Origin of the sequence: Frigoribacterium sp. Leaf415 (assembly GCF_001424645.1) — a bacterium.
Classification (GTDB): Bacteria; Actinomycetota; Actinomycetes; order Actinomycetales; family Microbacteriaceae; genus Frigoribacterium.
In genome coordinates this window covers 1-17557 of the sequence record NZ_LMQR01000003.1, presented here as the reverse complement: position 1 = coordinate 17557, position 17557 = coordinate 1, and the positions used below count along the sequence as shown (strand labels likewise).

At 69.8% G+C, this 17557-nt stretch carries 14 protein-coding genes; 7 read left to right on the top strand and 7 right to left on the bottom strand.

Annotation, left to right across the window (positions count from 1 at the left end; genetic code table 11):
- Window positions 1-14 precede the first annotated feature (14 nt).
- Together ASG28_RS15715 and ASG28_RS15710 are read right to left on the bottom strand one after the other, a co-directional pair.
- Window positions 15-638 carry a phosphoribosylanthranilate isomerase gene (locus tag ASG28_RS15715; protein ID WP_055978222.1) on the bottom strand — a complete coding sequence of 208 codons (624 nt, stop codon included), beginning with the start codon at window positions 636-638 and terminating at the stop codon, window positions 15-17.
- A gap of 18 nt (window positions 639-656) precedes the next feature.
- Window positions 657-2849, bottom strand: coding sequence for an ATP-dependent Clp protease ATP-binding subunit (locus tag ASG28_RS15710; protein ID WP_082454831.1), 2193 nt, complete (start codon window positions 2847-2849; stop codon window positions 657-659).
- A gap of 176 nt (window positions 2850-3025) precedes the next feature.
- On the opposite strand from ASG28_RS15710, the gene ASG28_RS15700 reads away from it, so the two are divergent.
- The 5 genes from ASG28_RS15700 (at window position 3026) to ASG28_RS15680 (ending at window position 8379) form a co-directional block, all read left to right on the top strand.
- A complete protein-coding gene (locus ASG28_RS15700) occupies window positions 3026-6205 on the top strand; it encodes a hypothetical protein (RefSeq protein ID WP_157485819.1) in 3180 nt (1059 codons plus the stop codon).
- Between the two features lie 133 nt (window positions 6206-6338).
- Window positions 6339-6767 carry a hypothetical protein gene (locus tag ASG28_RS15695; RefSeq protein WP_055978215.1) on the top strand — a complete coding sequence of 143 codons (429 nt, stop codon included), beginning with the start codon at window positions 6339-6341 and terminating at the stop codon, window positions 6765-6767.
- Entirely contained in the window at window positions 6767-7222 is a 456-nt protein-coding gene (locus ASG28_RS15690) for a DUF3060 domain-containing protein (protein WP_055978213.1), read from the top strand. Before ASG28_RS15695 ends, ASG28_RS15690 begins: the two co-directional genes overlap by 1 nt.
- A gap of 99 nt (window positions 7223-7321) precedes the next feature.
- On the top strand, window positions 7322-7798 hold the full coding sequence (locus tag ASG28_RS15685) for a DUF3060 domain-containing protein (protein ID WP_055978211.1): 477 nt from the start codon (window positions 7322-7324) through the stop codon (window positions 7796-7798).
- Between the two features lie 86 nt (window positions 7799-7884).
- Window positions 7885-8379, top strand: coding sequence for a hypothetical protein (locus tag ASG28_RS15680; RefSeq protein WP_055978208.1), 495 nt, complete (start codon window positions 7885-7887; stop codon window positions 8377-8379).
- 15 nt (window positions 8380-8394) lie between these two features.
- Here the strand turns inward: ASG28_RS15680 and ASG28_RS15675 are convergent, their stop codons facing one another.
- The 5 genes from ASG28_RS15675 to dnaK form a co-directional block, all read right to left on the bottom strand.
- Window positions 8395-9507 carry a class I SAM-dependent methyltransferase gene (locus ASG28_RS15675; RefSeq protein WP_055978206.1) on the bottom strand — a complete coding sequence of 371 codons (1113 nt, stop codon included), beginning with the start codon at window positions 9505-9507 and terminating at the stop codon, window positions 8395-8397.
- A gap of 91 nt (window positions 9508-9598) precedes the next feature.
- The gene (locus ASG28_RS15670) at window positions 9599-10006 is read right to left on the bottom strand and encodes a heat shock protein transcriptional repressor HspR (protein ID WP_043597756.1); all 408 of its coding nucleotides are present in this window, start codon (window positions 10004-10006) and stop codon (window positions 9599-9601) included.
- Between the two features lie 92 nt (window positions 10007-10098).
- The gene (locus tag ASG28_RS15665) at window positions 10099-11097 is read right to left on the bottom strand and encodes a DnaJ C-terminal domain-containing protein (protein WP_055978204.1); all 999 of its coding nucleotides are present in this window, start codon (window positions 11095-11097) and stop codon (window positions 10099-10101) included.
- Window positions 11098-11254: 157 nt separating this feature from the next.
- On the bottom strand, window positions 11255-11914 hold the full coding sequence (locus ASG28_RS15660) for a nucleotide exchange factor GrpE (RefSeq protein WP_235477958.1): 660 nt from the start codon (window positions 11912-11914) through the stop codon (window positions 11255-11257).
- 11 nt (window positions 11915-11925) lie between these two features.
- Window positions 11926-13809 carry a molecular chaperone DnaK gene (gene dnaK / locus ASG28_RS15655; protein ID WP_055978202.1) on the bottom strand — a complete coding sequence of 628 codons (1884 nt, stop codon included), beginning with the start codon at window positions 13807-13809 and terminating at the stop codon, window positions 11926-11928.
- A 214-nt stretch (window positions 13810-14023) separates the two neighbouring features.
- Here dnaK and ASG28_RS15650 point away from each other — a divergent pair, with 214 nt between their 5' ends.
- Window positions 14024-15406, top strand: a complete 1383-nt coding sequence (locus ASG28_RS15650; RefSeq protein WP_055978200.1) for an MFS transporter — start codon at window positions 14024-14026, stop codon at window positions 15404-15406.
- 117 nt (window positions 15407-15523) lie between these two features.
- The coding region (locus tag ASG28_RS15645; protein ID WP_055978198.1) for a hypothetical protein at window positions 15524-17557 on the top strand (2034 nt) is incomplete at its 3' end.

Below are 17557 nucleotides of genomic sequence, written 5' to 3'. Positions count from 1 at the left end.
CCGGCCGGGTTCGCTCAGGCTCGGGCGGCCTCGACGAACGCACGGATCAGGTCGACGCTCTTCACGCCGCGCGACGACTCGACGCCCGAGCTGACGTCGACCCCGACGGCACCATGGGGTCGGAGTCCGGCCAGCAGCCCGGCGACGTTGTCCGAGGTGAGCCCGCCGGCCAGCAGCCACTCCCGGGCAGGCGGCGCCGACAGCAGCGGCCCGACGTCGAAGGTGGCGCCGGCACCGGGGTCGACCGCGTCGAGGAGCAGGGCGTCCTCTCGGAAGGCGACCCGCGCCTCCTCGGGTTCGGCCGCGTAGACGGCGGCGCTGACGGCACGGATCACCCGGAAGCCCGCCGCATGGGCGGCGGCGACGTCCGCCGGGGTCTCGTCGCCGTGCAGCTGGACGGTCGACACCGAGGAGGCGCGGGCCGACTCGAGCACCGTCTCGATGCCCTGCCCGCGGAACACGCCGACGGTCTCGACGCCCGCCGGCACGCGCGCCGCCAACGCGCGTGCACCCTCGGGATCGATCGTGCGCGGACTGCCGGCCGCGAAGACGAACCCCACGGCGTCGGCCCCGGCCTCGACGGCGGCGTCGACCGTCTCGGGCGTGGACAGGCCGCAGATCTTCACCCAGGTGCGCATGGTTCCAGTCTGCCGGGCTCAGGCGGGCAGGTCGTCCAGGTCGCCGGGCGTGGGCTCGCCGACGTCGTGCCGCACGACCGTCAGCCCCTCGCCCCCGTCGGCCACGTCGACCCGCACGGTGTCGCCGTCGGCGATCTCGCCCCCGAGCAGCGCCATCGCGAGCTTGTCGTCGATCTGACGCTGCATGAGGCGGCGCAACGGCCGGGCGCCGTAGATCGGGTCGTAGCCGCGGTCGGCGAGCCAGGCCCGCGCGTCGGGGGTGACGGCGAGCGCGAGGCGGCGATCGGTGAGCCGTCGTCCGAGGCGGTCGACGTAGAGCGACACGATCTGGCCGAGGTCGTCGGTGCTGAGGGTCGAGAACACGACGATGTCGTCGAGCCGGTTGACGAACTCGGGCTTGAACGCCTGGCGCACCAGGCCCTGCACCAGCTCTTCTTTCTCGGGGTCGCTGAGGCCGGGATCGGTGATGACCTGCGAGCCGAGGTTCGACGTCAGCACCAGGATCGTGTTGCGGAAGTCCACGGTTCGGCCCTGCCCGTCGGTCAGCCGGCCGTCGTCGAGCACCTGCAGCAGGACGTCGAAGACCTCGGGGTGGGCCTTCTCGACCTCGTCCATCAGCACGACGCTGTACGGGCGACGACGCACGGCCTCGGTCAGCTGACCACCGGCTTCGTAGCCCACGTACCCGGGAGGCGCGCCCACGAGGCGGGACACGCTGTGCTTCTCGCCGTACTCGCTCATGTCGATGCGGACGAGCGCCTTCTCGTCGTCGAAGAGGAAGTCGGCGAGGGCCTTGGCGAGCTCGGTCTTGCCCACCCCGGTGGGGCCGAGGAAGAGGAACGAACCGGTCGGGCGGTCGGGGTCGCTGATGCCCGCGCGGGTGCGCCGCACCGCTTCGCTGACGGCCTGGACGGCGGCCTTCTGACCGATGAGGCGCCTCCCGAGTTCGCTCTCGAGGTGCAGCAGCTTCTCGGTCTCGCCGCTGAGCAGACGACCGACCGGGATGCCGGTCCAGGCGGCGACGACCTCGGCGATGTCGGCGTCGGTGACCGAGTCGCTGACCAGCCGGTCGCCCGACTTCTCGAACGACTCGGCGTCGGCGAGGCGCTTCTCGATGTCGGGGATGCGCTCGTAGCTGATGCGCGCCGCATCTTCGTAGCGCCCCTCACGCAGGGCGCGGTCGGCGTCGATGCGGGCCTCGTTGAGGTCGCTGCGTAGCGTGCCGACGCCCTGCAGGGCGGCCTTCTCGGCCTGCCAGCGGGCGTCGAGGTCGTCGTAGGCGGCCTGCTGCTGGGCGATGGTCTCGCGCAGGGTGGCGAGGCGGGCCTGCGAGGCGTCGTCCGTCTCCTTCTTGAGGGCCAGCTCTTCGATCTGGAGGCGCACCAGGCCCCGGTAGAGCTGGTCCAGCTCGACGGGCGACGAGTCGATCTCCATCTTGAGGCGGGAACCCGCCTCGTCGACGAGGTCGATCGCCTTGTCGGGCAGCTGACGGCTGGGGATGTAGCGGTTGGACAAGGAGGCGGCGGCCACCAGGGCGCCGTCGGTGATCGTGACCCCGTGGTGCGCCTCGTACCGCTCCTTGAGCCCGCGGAGGATCGCGACGGTGTCCTCGACGCTGGGCTCGCCGACGTAGACCTGCTGGAAGCGGCGCTCGAGGGCTGCGTCCTTCTCGATGTACTGGCGGTACTCGTCGAGGGTGGTGGCGCCGATGAGGCGCAACTCGCCGCGGGCGAGCATCGGCTTGAGCATGTTCGAGGCGGCGACCGAGCCCTCGCCCCCACCGGCACCCATGAGGGTGTGCAGCTCGTCGATGAAGGTAATGACCTGGCCGTCGCTCTTGGTGATCTCTTTCAGCACGTCCTTCAGGCGCTCTTCGAACTCTCCGCGGTACTTGGCCCCGGCGACGAGGGCGGCGAGGTCGAGGCTGATCAGGCGTTTGTCTTTCAGGCTGTCGGCGACGTCCCCCTCGACGATGCGCTGGGCGAGGCCCTCGACGACGGCGGTCTTGCCGACGCCGGGCTCGCCGATCAGGACGGGGTTGTTCTTGGTGCGGCGGGTGAGCACCTGACTGATCCGCCGGATCTCGGCGTCGCGGCCGATGACGGGGTCGAGCTTGCCGCTGCGGGCGATGGCGGTGAGGTCGACGCCGTACTTCTCGAGCGCCGACTTCTGCTTCTCGTCGGAAGCCGGAGCGCCCTGCATGTTCGCCATGGATGTGCCTTTCTCGAAACTTGAGTGGAGCTGGCTCAAGTTTACGCCGACACGCCCGGATCGCAAGCCCTTGCACTCGTCATGTTGTGCATGCCTTGTTTTGTGTCTAACATTTCACCATCTGTTCGCCTGGCGATGCATCGCGTTGCCCAGACATGAAAGAACACCTCTCTCACATGAAGAAAACTCTCAAGCGCACCGGCGCGATCGGGCTCGCCGCAGCCACGATCGTCACCGGCCTCAGCTTCGGGCCTGCCGCCGTGGCGGCTCCGTCAATCAACTCGACCGCGACGCACGCCATCCCGTCCGGGACGAAGGTGAGCCTGGTGGGCGTTGATGCAAGCGGGAGCATCTATGCCGCGGAATCCGTCAACTCCCCCTTCCTCAAGCTCTATGCGTCCGTTCAGGAAGCGGTCGACAATTCGATGACCTACACGGCCACACGGTCCGGCGACTACTTCTCCTTGAAGGTCGACAACGGGGCCCAGAGGGGCATGTGTTTCTTCGAAGTGGTCGGCCAGAACTACGCGGGTAACGGGTCCGGGAATGCAGGTTGCTCGCGTGACAACGCGATGTGGACCCTGAACGCGAAAGAGCAGTTGGTCAACAAGTCCACTGGTCTTGCGATTTCCTCACCGACGAGTACCAGCCACCGCTACTTCTCCACGTCGGCATCATCCGACATCGCCTTCACCGAAATGGCCCCGAACCGTGTCGAGCCGTCGTACAACACGGCGGACGACACTGTCACGTTGAAGATCACCGGTGGTGAGAAGAACGCGGATGTGTTCCTGGAGGACATGGCCGGGGGCAACGCGGCGACGGGTCGCACCGATGCCAACGGTGACGCCACGATCACGATGTCGTCGCTGCTCAGTGCGGGTGAGACCGTGCGGCTGAAGTACGGGCAGGACGGCGCCTGGGAGACCGTGTCGACGGGACGGATCGCGGCGATCAGTGATCTGCAGGTCGTCCGTGGTGACGACGGCAAGACGACAGTCAGCGGCAAGGCGTCCGGTTCGGCCGGGGCGAACATCTACGTCAGCCCCGACCGCCTCTCGGGCAGCGCCGTGCAGAGCGAGAAGGCCAACACCGACAACACGTTCTCGTTCGTGCTCAACGACGCCGCGTCGGCCCTGCACACCGCGTACATCTACAACTGGGTGCACGGCGTCCGCACCGAGATCACGATCAACGGCTTCTCCGCGAAGGTCGACTCGACCGACATCCCGAACCGGACCGCTCAGATCTCGGGCACGGCCGTGCCGAACTCGTTCGTGCTGATCGGCACCGAGGTCCCCGAGCAGGTCCAGGCCGGCACCGACGGCACCTGGTCGTACCAGCTCACCGACCTCAAGCTCGGGTCGAACTCCGTCACCCTCGAGCAGTACGAGGGGACCGAGAAGACCGGCGAGACCACGATCGACGCCGAACTGAAGGTCGCCCCGGTGACCGGCGCGGCATCGTTCCCGGCCGATCTGGGTCAGGACGCGGTCCTGTCCGGCACCGCGCAGCCCGGCGCGACGATCGTGATCCGCGACGTCGACGGCAACGAGATCGCCCGCACCGACGCCCGCCTGGGCTCGGGCACCTGGTCGACCCCGATCACCGCCCCTGACGCCGGCGGCGACTACGACCTCCGCGTCCACCAAGAGATCGACGACGAAGCCACCGGCGAGATCATCGTCACCGTCACCTACGGCGCCGCGGTCGTGATCACCGCACCGGTCGAGGGCATGGCCCACGACGGTGGCCCGGTGACCCTGCGCGGCACCGGCGAGGTCGGCGCGCAGATCGCCGTCCGCGAACAGGGCCGCAGCACCGTCCTCGGCACCGCCCAGGTCCTCGCCAACGGCCAGTGGACCGTTCGCACCACGAACGTCGACGACCGCAAGCACGTCCTCGAGGCCACCCAGACCGGCAAGGGCAACAACACCACCATCTCGACGGTGACCCTCAACCCCGAGAACGGTGAACAGCCCCCCGTGATCGTCGCCCCGACGGTCGAGACCCCCGAAGCGGGTTCCACGGTCACGACCAGCCGCCCGGTCTTCTCCGGTCACGGCCAGGACGGCGCCACCGTCACGATCGGCTACGGACCAAACAGCATCATCGGGACCGGCACCGTCGTCGACGGCGAGTGGACCATCACCCCGAACCGCGGGCTCAGCCTCGGCACGAGCAACCTCGTCGTCACCCAGACGGCAGGCGACGACGTGCAGCAGATCACCCACACCATCAACCGCGTGGCCGCAGAACTGCCCCTGAGCGTCACGAGCCACGTGAACGACCAGTTCTACGAAGCGGGCGTGACCACGTTCCGCGGCACCGCGCCGATCGGCTCGACCGTGACCGCGAAGAACCAGTGGGGCACCCCCATGGGCGCCGCGATCGCCGCCGACGGCACCTGGGCCTTCAACCGCAACCTCGGCCCGACCACCGCCGGCTATCTCATCACCTTCACCGCCACACCCCAGGTGGGCACCCCCCAGGTCGTGACGCTGAAGCTGAACTACGAGAACGTCGTCGCGTTCCAGGTCACCAACCCGACGAACAACAGCACCTACACCGAGGGCACCACCACGTTCCGCGGCACCGCGGCACCCAACGCCGCGATCGCCGCCACGAACCAGTGGGGTACCCCCATGGGCACCGCGACCGCGAGCCTCCAGGGCGACTGGGCCTTCAACCGCTACCTCGGCCCCACCTCGGCCGGCTACGACATCACCTTCGTCGCCACCAAGAACGGCAACGTCCAGGAACAGACGATCCACCTCGATTACCGCGCGACCAACGTCCCCGTGGCCGTCACGAGCATCGCCGACGGTGACACCTACCGCCCCGGCATGAACGTCCTCAAGGGCACCGGCACCCCCGGCGCCACCGTGCGGGCCGTCAACGCCACGAACAACTGGAACGTGCCCATGGGCCAGGCCGAGGTCGACTCCGAAGGCAACTGGGCACTACCCGAACGCAACTGGGGCCCGGCCAACGACTACGCCATCAAGGTCACCCAGACGAACCCCGACAAGTCGACCACCGAGACCACGGTCAACGTCAAGGCACCCCGGTTCGCCCCACTCGTCCTGACCAGCCCCGCGGTCGGCGACACCTACGACAACGGAGTGGCCGCCACGTTCACCGGTACCGCCACCCCGTTCGCCACCGTCACCGTCAGCTCCGCCACGAGCTCCACGGTCTACCGCGAAGTCCAGGCCGACGCCCAGGGCAACTGGTCCTTCAGCCGCGCCTGGGGCCCCAGCCACAACTACACGCTGAACATCACCCAGAAGGCCCTCGACGGCCAGACCGGCGACCCCATCAACGGCTTCGCCTGGCACCACAGCGGCAACTAACACCACCCACACCACAGCACCACCCAGCCGGGGAGGCACCACACAGTGCCTCCCCGGCACCCCCACATCATCCGCCGGCCCCACCCCGAGCCGACGCCCCCGCACCGTCCCCTACCTCCCGAAGGGAACCACCATGCGCATCACCACCCTGCGAACAGCTGCCCTCGGCGTCGCGCTCGTCGCCGCCCTCGCCGGCTGCACCTCGAACGCCACCACGGAGGCCGAGGCGGAGGCCGAGACGACACCCCTCGCCGAGGTCACCCCCGAACCCGCCGTCACCGAGACCTGCGTCGACGGCAACGCCGTCGTCGTCCTCGACGGCGACACCCCCGAGGTCACCTTCACCGAGCCCTGCGACAGCGTCAACGTGGTGGGCAGCGACGGCACCGTCACCCTCGCCGACGTCAGCCACCTCGTGATCGAGGGCCAGGGTGTCACCGTCACGGCCGGTGCCGTGGGCACGGTCGACTTCGCCGGCGACGGCAACACCGTCAGCCACACCGGGGCCGCCCCGACCGTCAACGAGAACGGCACCACCGACAACACCGTCACCGCACGCTGATGGACGGCCTCCTCCGCCGGCGCGGGCCGGCCTCGGCTGCCCTGGTCGCGACCACGATGATCCTCTCGCTCGCAGCGTGCTCTCCCGCCGAGACCGACGCGACACCGAGCCCGACCACGAGCAGCACCGCCACCGCGGACGCCGCCCCCGTCGGCAGCTGCGACGACGGCTTCATGCTGGTCGACCTCGGGGCCACGGACGACGACGCTCCCCCGCTCGACACGAGCAGCTGCGACCTCGTCTCGATCGTCGGCTCGACCGGGACCGTCGTACTCGACGAGGTCGGCACGCTCGTCGTCGAAGGCTCCGACGTGACCGTCTCGGTGCAGGACGTCGACACCGTCCAACTCGCCGGCGACCGCAACACGGTCCACCACGCCGGCGAGGCCCCGGCCATCGACGACCAGGGCCAGGCCAACACCGTCACCGCCGCGGCCGAACCCGCCGCGGAGTGACCGGAAGGGCGGGTCCAGCCTCTGGCTGGACCCGCCCTTCCGTGCTCTGATGCCCCCGAACCGCACCACCCACCCTCCATCCCCGCCCCGGAGCACCCCATGACGACGACCTCGACCCTGATCAGCCTCGTGACAGCTGTCGCCCTCGGCGCGGGCCTCGCCGGCTGCACGAGCGCCTCCTCGACGAGCGACCCGGGCCCCTCCGCGACCACCACGTCGACCACCACCGCACCGCCACCAGGCGGCCCCTCCACCGCGGGCGGCGACTCGACGGCGACCGATCCCGCCGACGACACCTGCGTCGACGGCTTCGCCTGGATGACGTTCGGCGACGACGAACTCCGCACCAAAACCCTGCCTGACGGCTGCGACACCGTCATCGTCGACGGCAGCGACGCCGAGCTGACCCTCGGACCAACCCGGGTCGTGGTCGTCATGGGTGACCGCAACACCGTCGACGTGCCCCGCGTCGACCAGGTCGACGCGATGGGCGACGACAACACCATCCGACTCGAAGCCGACACCGACCCCGTGCTGAACACCGACGGCACGGGCAACGTCATCACCACCCGCTGACGCGAGGGACCGGGCCCCCTCCCCCGCACGAGCCGGCACCCTGGCGCCTGGCGCCCCCTCCCACCTCGACGGTGCATCATGAGCCGATGCTCGACCACGTCCTCGCCCGCCGCCTGCGCGACGCCGGGCTCCGCTGGCGCCCCCGCGCCGGAGACCGCTTCGTCATCGAGACCGCCGGATTCGACGGCGACGTCTTCACGCTCAGCGACATGACCATCGAGGCCCACGAGTACCCCACCGGCACCGTTCTCGGTTTCAACGGCACCACCGAGTGGGCCCTCGACTCGGTCGCCGCCGACGACGGTCTCTGGCTGCCCCGCGAGGACCAACTGCGCGAGCTGCTCGGCCCCGTCTTCCGAGGGCTGACCCGACACGTCGACACCGACGTCGACGCCGAGGTGCGCCCCGGCAGAAGCCGCGACGGTGGCGGCACCGCCTTCGAGGTGGTCACCCGGCCGACGGGGGCCGACACGGACCTCCGGCACCGCGCCTCCGTCGCCGAGGACGCCTACGCGCTCGCTCTGCTCGCCTACATCGACGCCTCCCTGCGCCTCGACGACGCCGAGGCCGACGCCCGCTGAGGGGGAACGCCGTGGTCAGCCCCGACGGACCGACCGCGTCACCGTGAAGCGCCGGTCACGGGCGACCTGGGTGGTCGGCCCCACGACGCGTTCGAGCACCGGCCGGTGGCCGAGGGGCGAGTTCCACACGCACCAGAGCTCGCCGCCCGGGCGCAGCAGACGGGCAGCCGCCTCGAACAGCTTGTGGGCGATGGCCGTGTGCACCGTCGCTCCGACGTGGAACGGCGGGTTCAGCAGCACGACGTCGGCCGAGGCCTCGGGCAACGACGACCCGGCGTCGTCGCGCGACACGGACACGCGGTCGGTCACCCCGGTCTCTTTCATCGTCGCCCGCGCGGACTCCACCGCCGCCCACGACTGGTCGGTCGCGACCACCCGCGCCCCCGGTCGCGCGAGGGCGAAGGAGGCGGCGAGCACTCCGGTGCCGCATCCCAGGTCGACGACGTCGCGAGCCTCGGCGTCCACACGGTCGAGGACGGCGAGCAGCGATCGGGTGCCGACGTCGATCGAGGTGCCCGCGAACGCCGCACCGTGGGCGACGACGACCACGTCGCCGTGACGCGAGGTGCGCGGCCAGCCGGGCGCGCCTCCTGGGGTCGGGGTCGTCGCGGTCAGCACCCGGGACTTCTGGCGGGACAGGCCGGCGGTCACCTCGCCGAAGTGGCGCGCCAGGACGTCGTTCATCGCGAGGGTCATGTGCTTGACGCGTCCCCCGGCGAGGACGCGAACGTCGGTGTGGGCGTACCGGGCGATCGACCCGGCGATCTCGTCGAGGGCGTCGAGCCCGCGCGGCAGTTGCAGCAGCACCGTCCGCGCACCGTCGAGCAGGCCCGCGTCGAGACCGTGGTTCGACCACGTCGTGCCGAGGCCGAGGCGTCCGGCGTTGGCGTCGAGCGCGCGTTCGCCCGAGAGGGCGTCCTGGTGCACGCGGACGTGGGCTCCCGGCAGCAGGGCCGCGACCCCGAGGGTCAGCGCGCCATAGCGGTCACCGATCACGGCGACGGCCTCGGGATGCGCGGCGAGCGTCTCGTCGGCGGTGTTGAGCAGCAGCCGGTCGGTGGCGTCGTGCGCGACGAGTTCGGGGGCCTCGATGTCGGGCCACCGGCGCAGCTGCTCGAAGTCGATCACCCGCCAACGCTAGTCGGCGCGACCGAGACGACACGACTGGCCGCTCACGTCGTGAAGTGATCGGCCAGTCGTGACGTCTCGGCGACGCACGTCAGCGCAGCGGCCGCCACACGACCACCGAGGTCTGCCGCGACGGGCGGGTGCCGTGTCGCAACGGCACGACACCGCTCTCGCCCGCGGCGAAGACCCGGGCTCCGGGGCGGTTGACCATCTCGTCGGCCAGGGCACGCTCGAGTTCGCGGACGCGCGACTGGAGCGCCGTCACCTGGTTCTCGAGCTCGAGAATGCGTTTGATGCCCTCGAGCGAGATGCCCTCGCCGCCGAGTCGGGCGATCTCGCGCAGCTGCACGACGTCGCGCATCGAGTAACGCCGCGACTTGCCCGCCGTGCGCTGCGGCACGACCAGCCCGAGCCGGTCGTACTGACGCAGCGTCTGCGCGTGCAGGCCCGAGAGCTCGGCGGCCGTCGCGATGGCGAAGAGGGGCGAGTGCTCGTCCATCGGCCACTGGGTGGGGTCCGGTCGGTCCATCTCGTCTCCTGTCTCGTCGCTCGTGACCTGCCGCCGAGGAGGCGCGGGTCGGGTCGGTCTCGTCAGGCCCGTGCGCGGGCGATCAGGTCGTCGCGCGGGTTCTCGGCCGGCAGCGCGGCCGCCAGGGCCTCGACGGCCTCGCGTGCCTTGTCGTTGAGGTGGGCGGGTACCGCGACCTGGACGGTGGCGAGCAGGTCGCCGACGCCGTCCTTCGCGTGCACGCCGCGCCCCTTGACGCGCAGCACGCGGCCCGAGGGCGTGCCCGGCGCGACGCGCAGTCGCACGGGGTCGCCGCCCAGGGTGGGCACCTCGATGGTCGCACCGAGGGTCGCCTCGGCGAAGGTCACCGGCACGTCGAGGCGCAGGTTCTTGCCGTCGAGCTCGAACACGGGGTGCTTGCGGACGGCGACGGTCAGCACCATGTCGCCGGCCTCGCCGCCGTCGGGGCTCTGTTCGCCCCGGCCGCGCAGCTTGATCTTCTGCCCGTCGTGCACGCCGGCAGGAATGCGCACCTTCATCGGTTTGCCGTTCGACGCCTGCAGCGTGATGGTCTCGCCGACGATGGCGGTCTGGAAGTCGAGGGTCGTCGTGGCCGTCATGTCGCGGCCCTTCTGCGGCCCGCCGAAGCCGCGGTAGCCGCCGCTCGTCTGACCGAAGCCGCCACCGCCGAACATGCCGCCGAAGATGTCGTCGAAGCCGCCGCCACCGCCACCCTGGCGGAACTGCGTGCGTTGACCGCCCTGGTTGAACATGCCGCCGAAGACGTCCTCGAAGCCGCCACCCGCGCCTCCAGGGCCACCGCTGCCGGCCGCGAAGCGGGCACCGCCGCCCATGGCCCGGACCTGGTCGTACTCGCGACGCTGCTCGGGATCGGAGAGCACCGAGTTCGCCTCGCTGATCTCTTTGAACTTCGCCTCGCTCGCGGCGTCGCCCGGGTTGGAGTCGGGGTGGTACTTGCGCGCGAGCTTGCGGTAGACCTTCTTCAGCTCGGCGGGCGTGACGTCTTTGGAGACACCGAGGACGGCGTAGAAGTCCTTGTCGAACCAGTCCTGACTCGCCATGCGGCACCTCCTTCCTTGACTGGAGGTCGCTGCCTGGCAGCGACCGGAAGAGAACGGGGGAGGCGGTGGGCACCTCGCCGAGGAGCCCACCGCCGGTCGCGACTCGCGTCGCAGGGGGTGGTGACGGTCGGCCCGGGGGCCGACCGTCACCGGGGTGCTACTGGGGGGTGTGCACCGCGACCTTGGCGGCGCGGATGACGCGGTCGCCGATCGTGTAGCCCGGCTCGATCACGTCGGCCACGGTGTTGACCGTGACGTCGGCGCTCGGCAGCTGGACCAGTGCGTCGTGCTTGCTGGGGTCGAACACGTCGCCCTTCGCGCCGATCTGCGTGAGGCCGAACTTGTCGAGCCCCCCACGGATCTTCTGCGCGATGACGGTCATCGGACCCTCGGCGAGGTCGCCGTGCTGCTCGGCACGGGCGAGGTCGTCGAGCGCCGGCAGCAGCGAGCGGATGACCTCGGCGACCACGGCCTCGCGGTTGGCTTCGCGGTCACGCTCGACGCGCCTCCGGAAGTTCACCAACTCGGCCTGAGCACGCAACATGTCCTGTCGCATGTCGGCCACCAGGTCGGCACTGGCCGCGTCGAGGATGGCCTCGTCGTCGGCGCTCAGCGTCTCGGCACCCTCGGGTGCCTCGGCCATCTGCTCGGCCGCGGCCTTGGCCCCGGCCGGGGCCTCGGCGTCGGCCGGGACCTCGACGTCGGGAGCCTCGGCGTCCACGAGCTCGTCGGGCTCGACGACGTCGGCCGTGCCACCGTCCTCGGACGGGGTCGCGGGACGCGGCTCGTCGTCGGGCGTTTTGTTCTCGTCAGTCATGCCGACCGCCTCTACTTCTTGTCTTTGTCGTCGTCGTCGTCCACGACCTCGGCGTCGACGATGTCCTCGTCGTCGCCCTGGGCCTGGCCGTCGGCGGGAGCGCCCTCGCCACCGGCAGCACCCGCGGCACCGGCCTGGTCGGCCTGGCTCTGCGAGTAGATCGCCTGGCCGAGCTTCTGCTGGCTCTCGTTGAGCTTGTCGAAGGCGGGCTTGATCGCGGACTCGTCGTCGCCGGCGAGGGCCGACTTCAGCGAGTCGACGTCGGCCTGGACCTCGGACTTGACGTCCGCGGGCAGCTTCTCGTCGTTCTCCTTGATCAGCTTCTCGATCGAGTAGACGAGCTGCTCGGCCGAGTTGCGGGTCTCGTTGGCCTCGCGACGCGCCTTGTCTTCGGCGGCGTTCTCTTCGGCCTCGCGGACCATGCGCTCGATGTCGTCCTTCGACAGCGACGAGCCGCCCGAGATGACCATCGACTGCTCTTTGCCGGTGCCCTTGTCCTTCGCGGACACGTGCACGATGCCGTTGGCGTCGATGTCGAACGTGACCTCGATCTGCGGCACGCCGCGGGGGGCCGGCGCGATGCCGGTCAGCTCGAAGGTGCCGAGGTTCTTGTTGTCGCGGGTGAACTCGCGCTCGCCCTGGAAGACCTGGATCGCGACGGACGGCTGGTTGTCGTCGGCCGTGGTGAAGGTCTCGCTGCGCTTGGTCGGGATGGCCGTGTTGCGCTCGATGAGCTTGGTCATCGCGCCACCCTTGGTCTCGATGCCGAGGCTGAGCGGGGTGACGTCGATGAGCAGGACGTCCTTGCGCTCGCCCTTCAGCACGCCGGCCTGCAGGGCGGCGCCCACGGCCACGACCTCGTCGGGGTTGACGCCCTTGTTGGGCTCCTGACCACCGGTGAGCTGCTTGACGACCTCGGTGACGGCCGGCATGCGGGTCGAGCCACCGACGAGCACGACGTGCGCGATGTCGCCCACCTTCACGCCCGCCTCTTTGATGACGTCGTTGAACGGCTTCTTGGTGCGGTCGAGAAGGTCGCTCGTCCACTGCTCGAACTGCGAACGCGAGATGGTCTCGTCGAGGTTGAGCGGGCCGTCGGCCGTCAGCGTGAGGTAGGGCAGCTGGATGCTGGTCGAGGTGCTCGACGACAGCTCTTTCTTGGCCTGCTCGGCAGCCTCTTTGAGGCGCTGCTTCGCGATCTTGTCGGTCGACAGGTCGACGCCGTGGGCGTCCTTGAACTTCTTGATGAGGTGCTCGACGATGCGGTTGTCCCAGTCGTCGCCACCGAGGCGGTTGTCGCCCGAGGTGCTGCGCACCTGGATCGTCGAGAAGTCTTCGTCCTTGCCCACTTCGAGCAGCGAGACGTCGAACGTTCCGCCACCGAGGTCGAAGACCAGGATGAGCTCGTCTTCCTTGCCCTTGTCGAGGCCGTAGGCGAGGGCGGCCGCGGTCGGCTCGTTGATGATGCGCAGGACGTTCAGACCCGCGATCTCGCCGGCCTCTTTCGTGGCCTGGCGCTCGGAGTCGTTGAAGTACGCCGGGACGGTGACGACCGCGTCGGTCACCTCTTCGCCCAGGTACTGCTCGGCGTCGCGCTTCAGCTTGCCGAGGATGCGCGCGCTGATCTCTTGCGGGGTGTACTTCTTGTCGTCGATCTCGACCTTCCAGTCGGTGCCGACGTGACGCTTGACCGACGCGATGGTGCGGTCGACGTTGGTGACGGCCTGGCGCTTGGCGGTCTCGCCGACCAGCACCTCGCCGTCCTTGGTGAACGCCACGACCGAGGGGGTCGTGCGCAGACCCTCGGCGTTCGCGATGACGGTGGGCTCGCCGCCCTCGAGGACGCTGACGACCGAGTTGGTGGTACCGAGGTCGATTCCTACTGCACGTGCCATGTGCTTTTCTCCTTCGTGGTGCGGTGTGACGAAAGCCTTGGGGGCCGGCCTTGAGTCGGCCTGGCTCAACTTTACTCACGCTGCCGTCGGCGTCAAGCTGTGAACCTGAAAGTTGAGCCAGAAAGGCTCAACTCTCGAACGGGGGTCGCCGAGTCAACCCCGGACGAGGAGGCGCGACCCCCGTCGGCCACGGACGCCCACTAGGTTGACCCCCATGACCGCAGCGCAGACGCTCGCCGACAGCACCCCGATCCCGCGCCGTCGCGTGGTCTCGTGGGCCCTCTGGGACTGGGGCTCGGCCGCCTTCAACGCCGTGGTCACCTCGTTCGTCTTCAGCACCTACCTGGCGAGCGGCGCGTTCGTCGACCCGGCGATCGTCGCGGCAGCCGGAGACGACACCCGCAACCCGGCGTTGGTGCTGGCGAAGGCCGAGAACGCGACGGTCATCTCGACGGCCCTGACGATCGCCGGCGTGCTCATCGCCCTGCTCGCGCCCGTGCTCGGCCAGCGCAGCGACGGTTCGGGCCGCCGCAAGCTCTGGCTGGCCGTCAACACCGGTCTGGTCGTGCTCGCGATGGCTGCGATGGTCTTCGTCGCCCCCGTGCCCGACCTTCTCGTCTTCGGCGCCGCCCTGCTGGCTGTCGGCAACCTCTTCTTCGAGTTCGCGAGCGTCAACTACAACGCGATGCTCGTGCAGGTCTCGACGCCGAAGACGATCGGCAAGGTGTCCGGATTCGGCTGGGGCCTCGGTTACGTCGGCGGCATCGTCCTGCTGCTGTTGCTGCTCGTCGCCTTCCTGCAGAGCTTCGGCGTCGAGGGACGCGGCGGTCTCCTCGGCGTCGCCACGGGAACGGCAGGAGGCGCGTGGGACGTCCGCCTCTCGATCGTCGTCGCCGCGGTGTGGTTCGCGATCTTCGCGGTGCCGGTGCTGCTGTCGGTGCCCGAGCTGCCCGCCACCGCCGCACGGGCCCGGGTGGGCTTGTGGCGCTCGTACCGCCTCCTGGGGTCGACGATCGCCAAGCTGTGGCGCACGAACAGGCAGGTGCTGCTGTTCTTGCTGGCCAGCGCGGTCTTCCGCGACGGCCTCGCCGCCGTGTTCACCTTCGGCGCCATCATCGCGGCGCAGGTGTTCGGCTTCTCGCCGAGCATGGTCATCTACTTCGCCGTCGGCGCCAACCTCGTCGCGGGGATCGGCACCTTCGTGGGCGGGTGGCTCGACGACCGACTCGGAGCGAAGACGATCATCGTGGGCTCGTTGGTCGGTCTCGTGATAGCCGCCTTCGCGGTGCTCGCCATCGGGACGGCGACGAACCTCTTCTGGGTGTTCGGGCTCGCGCTCGCCCTCTTCGTCGGACCGATCCAGTCGGCGAGCCGGTCGTTCCTCGCGCGCGTGACGCCGCCCGGGCGCGAGGGCGAGATCTTCGGCTTGTACGCCACGACCGGGCGCGCGGTGAGCTTCCTGGCCCCCGGACTGTTCACACTCTTCGTCTCGGCGACGGGCGACACCCGCTTCGGCATCGTCGGCATCGCGCTCGTCCTCCTGGCCGGCCTGCTGCTGATGATCCCGGTCAAGGCCACCCAGCGCGCCATCGACTGACGCATCGAGCCACCCAGGTCGGCGGTCACACCCCCGGCAGACAACTCGGACATTCCGATGTAGAATTTCAGATGGCCGCCCCGATCGGTCTTCCCTGTTCCCCATCCGGAAGAAGACATGACCAAGATCACCACCGGGCTGGCTACCGTCGGCCTCGCGACCCTCGCCCTCGGGGTCGCCGCCCCGGCCGCCGCGACGGCCGCCCCCTCCACCAGCGACCGCGCCGCCCCTGCGGCCGGCGCCGACCAGAGCCCCACAGCCGCACTCGCCCCCCCGAAGATCGCCTTCATCCAGCCCCAGGAGATCGAACCCAAGCTCTCCGTCGGAGGTGTTGCCCCTGGCGCCGAGTACGTCGGCATCGAGGTGATCGACGGCTCCTACAAAGGCATGGTCGGGGTCTTCAACGGTCGCTTCGCCGTCACCTTGGACGCCGGAGACGTCGGCAAGACGGTCATCATGAAGTCCTACGCCCCGCGAGCGGGAAGCGAGACCGTCGAGTTCGTCGTCGAGCCGATGTACGCCGAGGGCGAGAACGAGGCGCCCCCGACGCCCGTCATCCACGCCGTGAGCAGCTACGACGACGAGTACCTCGTCATCGAGGGCACGGTGACCCACCGCCCCGACCTGTTCCACAAGACCGACGTCTGGGCAGACGGCAACGGCTACGTGTGGGACTTCGCCGCCGAGAACGGCGCCTTCTCCCTCAAGGTGCCCGTGGCGCGAGCCGGCCAGATCATCAAGGTGACGGCTTACTACGGTTCTCACGCCAGCGAGACGGTCGAGGTCGAGCTCGTCCCCACCGAGCGCAACACCGCCTCGGACGTCCACCCGCTCGAGGTCGCATCACCCGCCGCGGGTGACGTCCTCGCGACTCCCGAGGCGACCTTCGCCGGGTCCGGCATCCCCAACTCGCAGATCGTCGTGACCCGCGACGAGAAGACGAACCGCGCCTCCTCGACGCTGTGCGAGACCCGCGTCACCTCGCAGGGCGACTGGAGCTGCACGTCGCCGACACTCCCCGCCGGGAGCTACGACACCGTCGTCACCGAGACGCCCACCTGGGCCACCGCCCCGAAGCAGACCGCGGGGACGGCGTTCTCCGTCGCCGACACCGCGCCCGATCCCGGATCGGAGACCTCCGACGGCCCCTCGACCCCCATCCTGTCGTCGGTGACCGAGGGCCCCGACGGCCGACTGACCGTCCGCACGATCATCCACGGGGCGGAACACGCCCGCATCGACGTCGGCGAGCACAGCGAGACCCGCCTCCGTGGCCAGCATGGCCGGTTCTCGTTCGTGGTCGACGGCTCGATGGCCGGGCAGACGGCGACCATCACCGGCCTGTGGCGCGGCAGCGAAGGCGACTCGCTCGACATCGATCTGACGCCGATCGAGGCCCCGGCCGGCTCGCCGCTCGCGGCCCCGTTGACGCACGGCGTCCTCGAGGAGTCGAACACCTTCTACGTGCAGGGCACCACCTCGTACTTCGCCGACGAGTACCTCGTGCCGACGGTGATCGCCCAGATCGACGGCGAGTTCGTCGCCGCGACCGAATCGACCTGGAACGGCGCGTACATCCTGCGCCTCCCGGCCTCGTTCGCCGGCCAGGACGTCGATCTGTACACTGTCCGGAACGACGAGCTGTCCGAGGCCACCACGATCACGGTCGGGGCGACCGAGAAGAACTCGGCTCCCGAGACGTTCCCCCTCGAGGTGACCTCGATCGCCGAGGGCGAGACCATCTCGACCGACACGACCTCGATCAGCGGCGAGGGCATCCCCGGGTCCCGCATCACGATCGCGACCGATCTGGCGCGTGCCGGCGAGGTCTGTGCCGCGGACGTCCTGGGTGAGGGCACCTGGACCTGCGAGCTGGAGGCACCCCTGACGACCGGCCAGCAGACCATGACGGTCACCGAGACGCCCTACTGGCGGACCCTCGCGCCGTTGACCTCGACTCGCTCGTTCACGGTCTCCGACGACTCCGACGACGAGGACCTGACCGACCTCACCGTCACCAGCCACACCGACGGTGGCCGCTACTCCACCGGTATCGCGACGTTCGCCGGCCGCGGCACGCCCGACGCCCGCCTGACCGCCGCCAACCAGTGGGGCACGCCCATGGGTTCGACCCGCGTGGACGAGGACGGC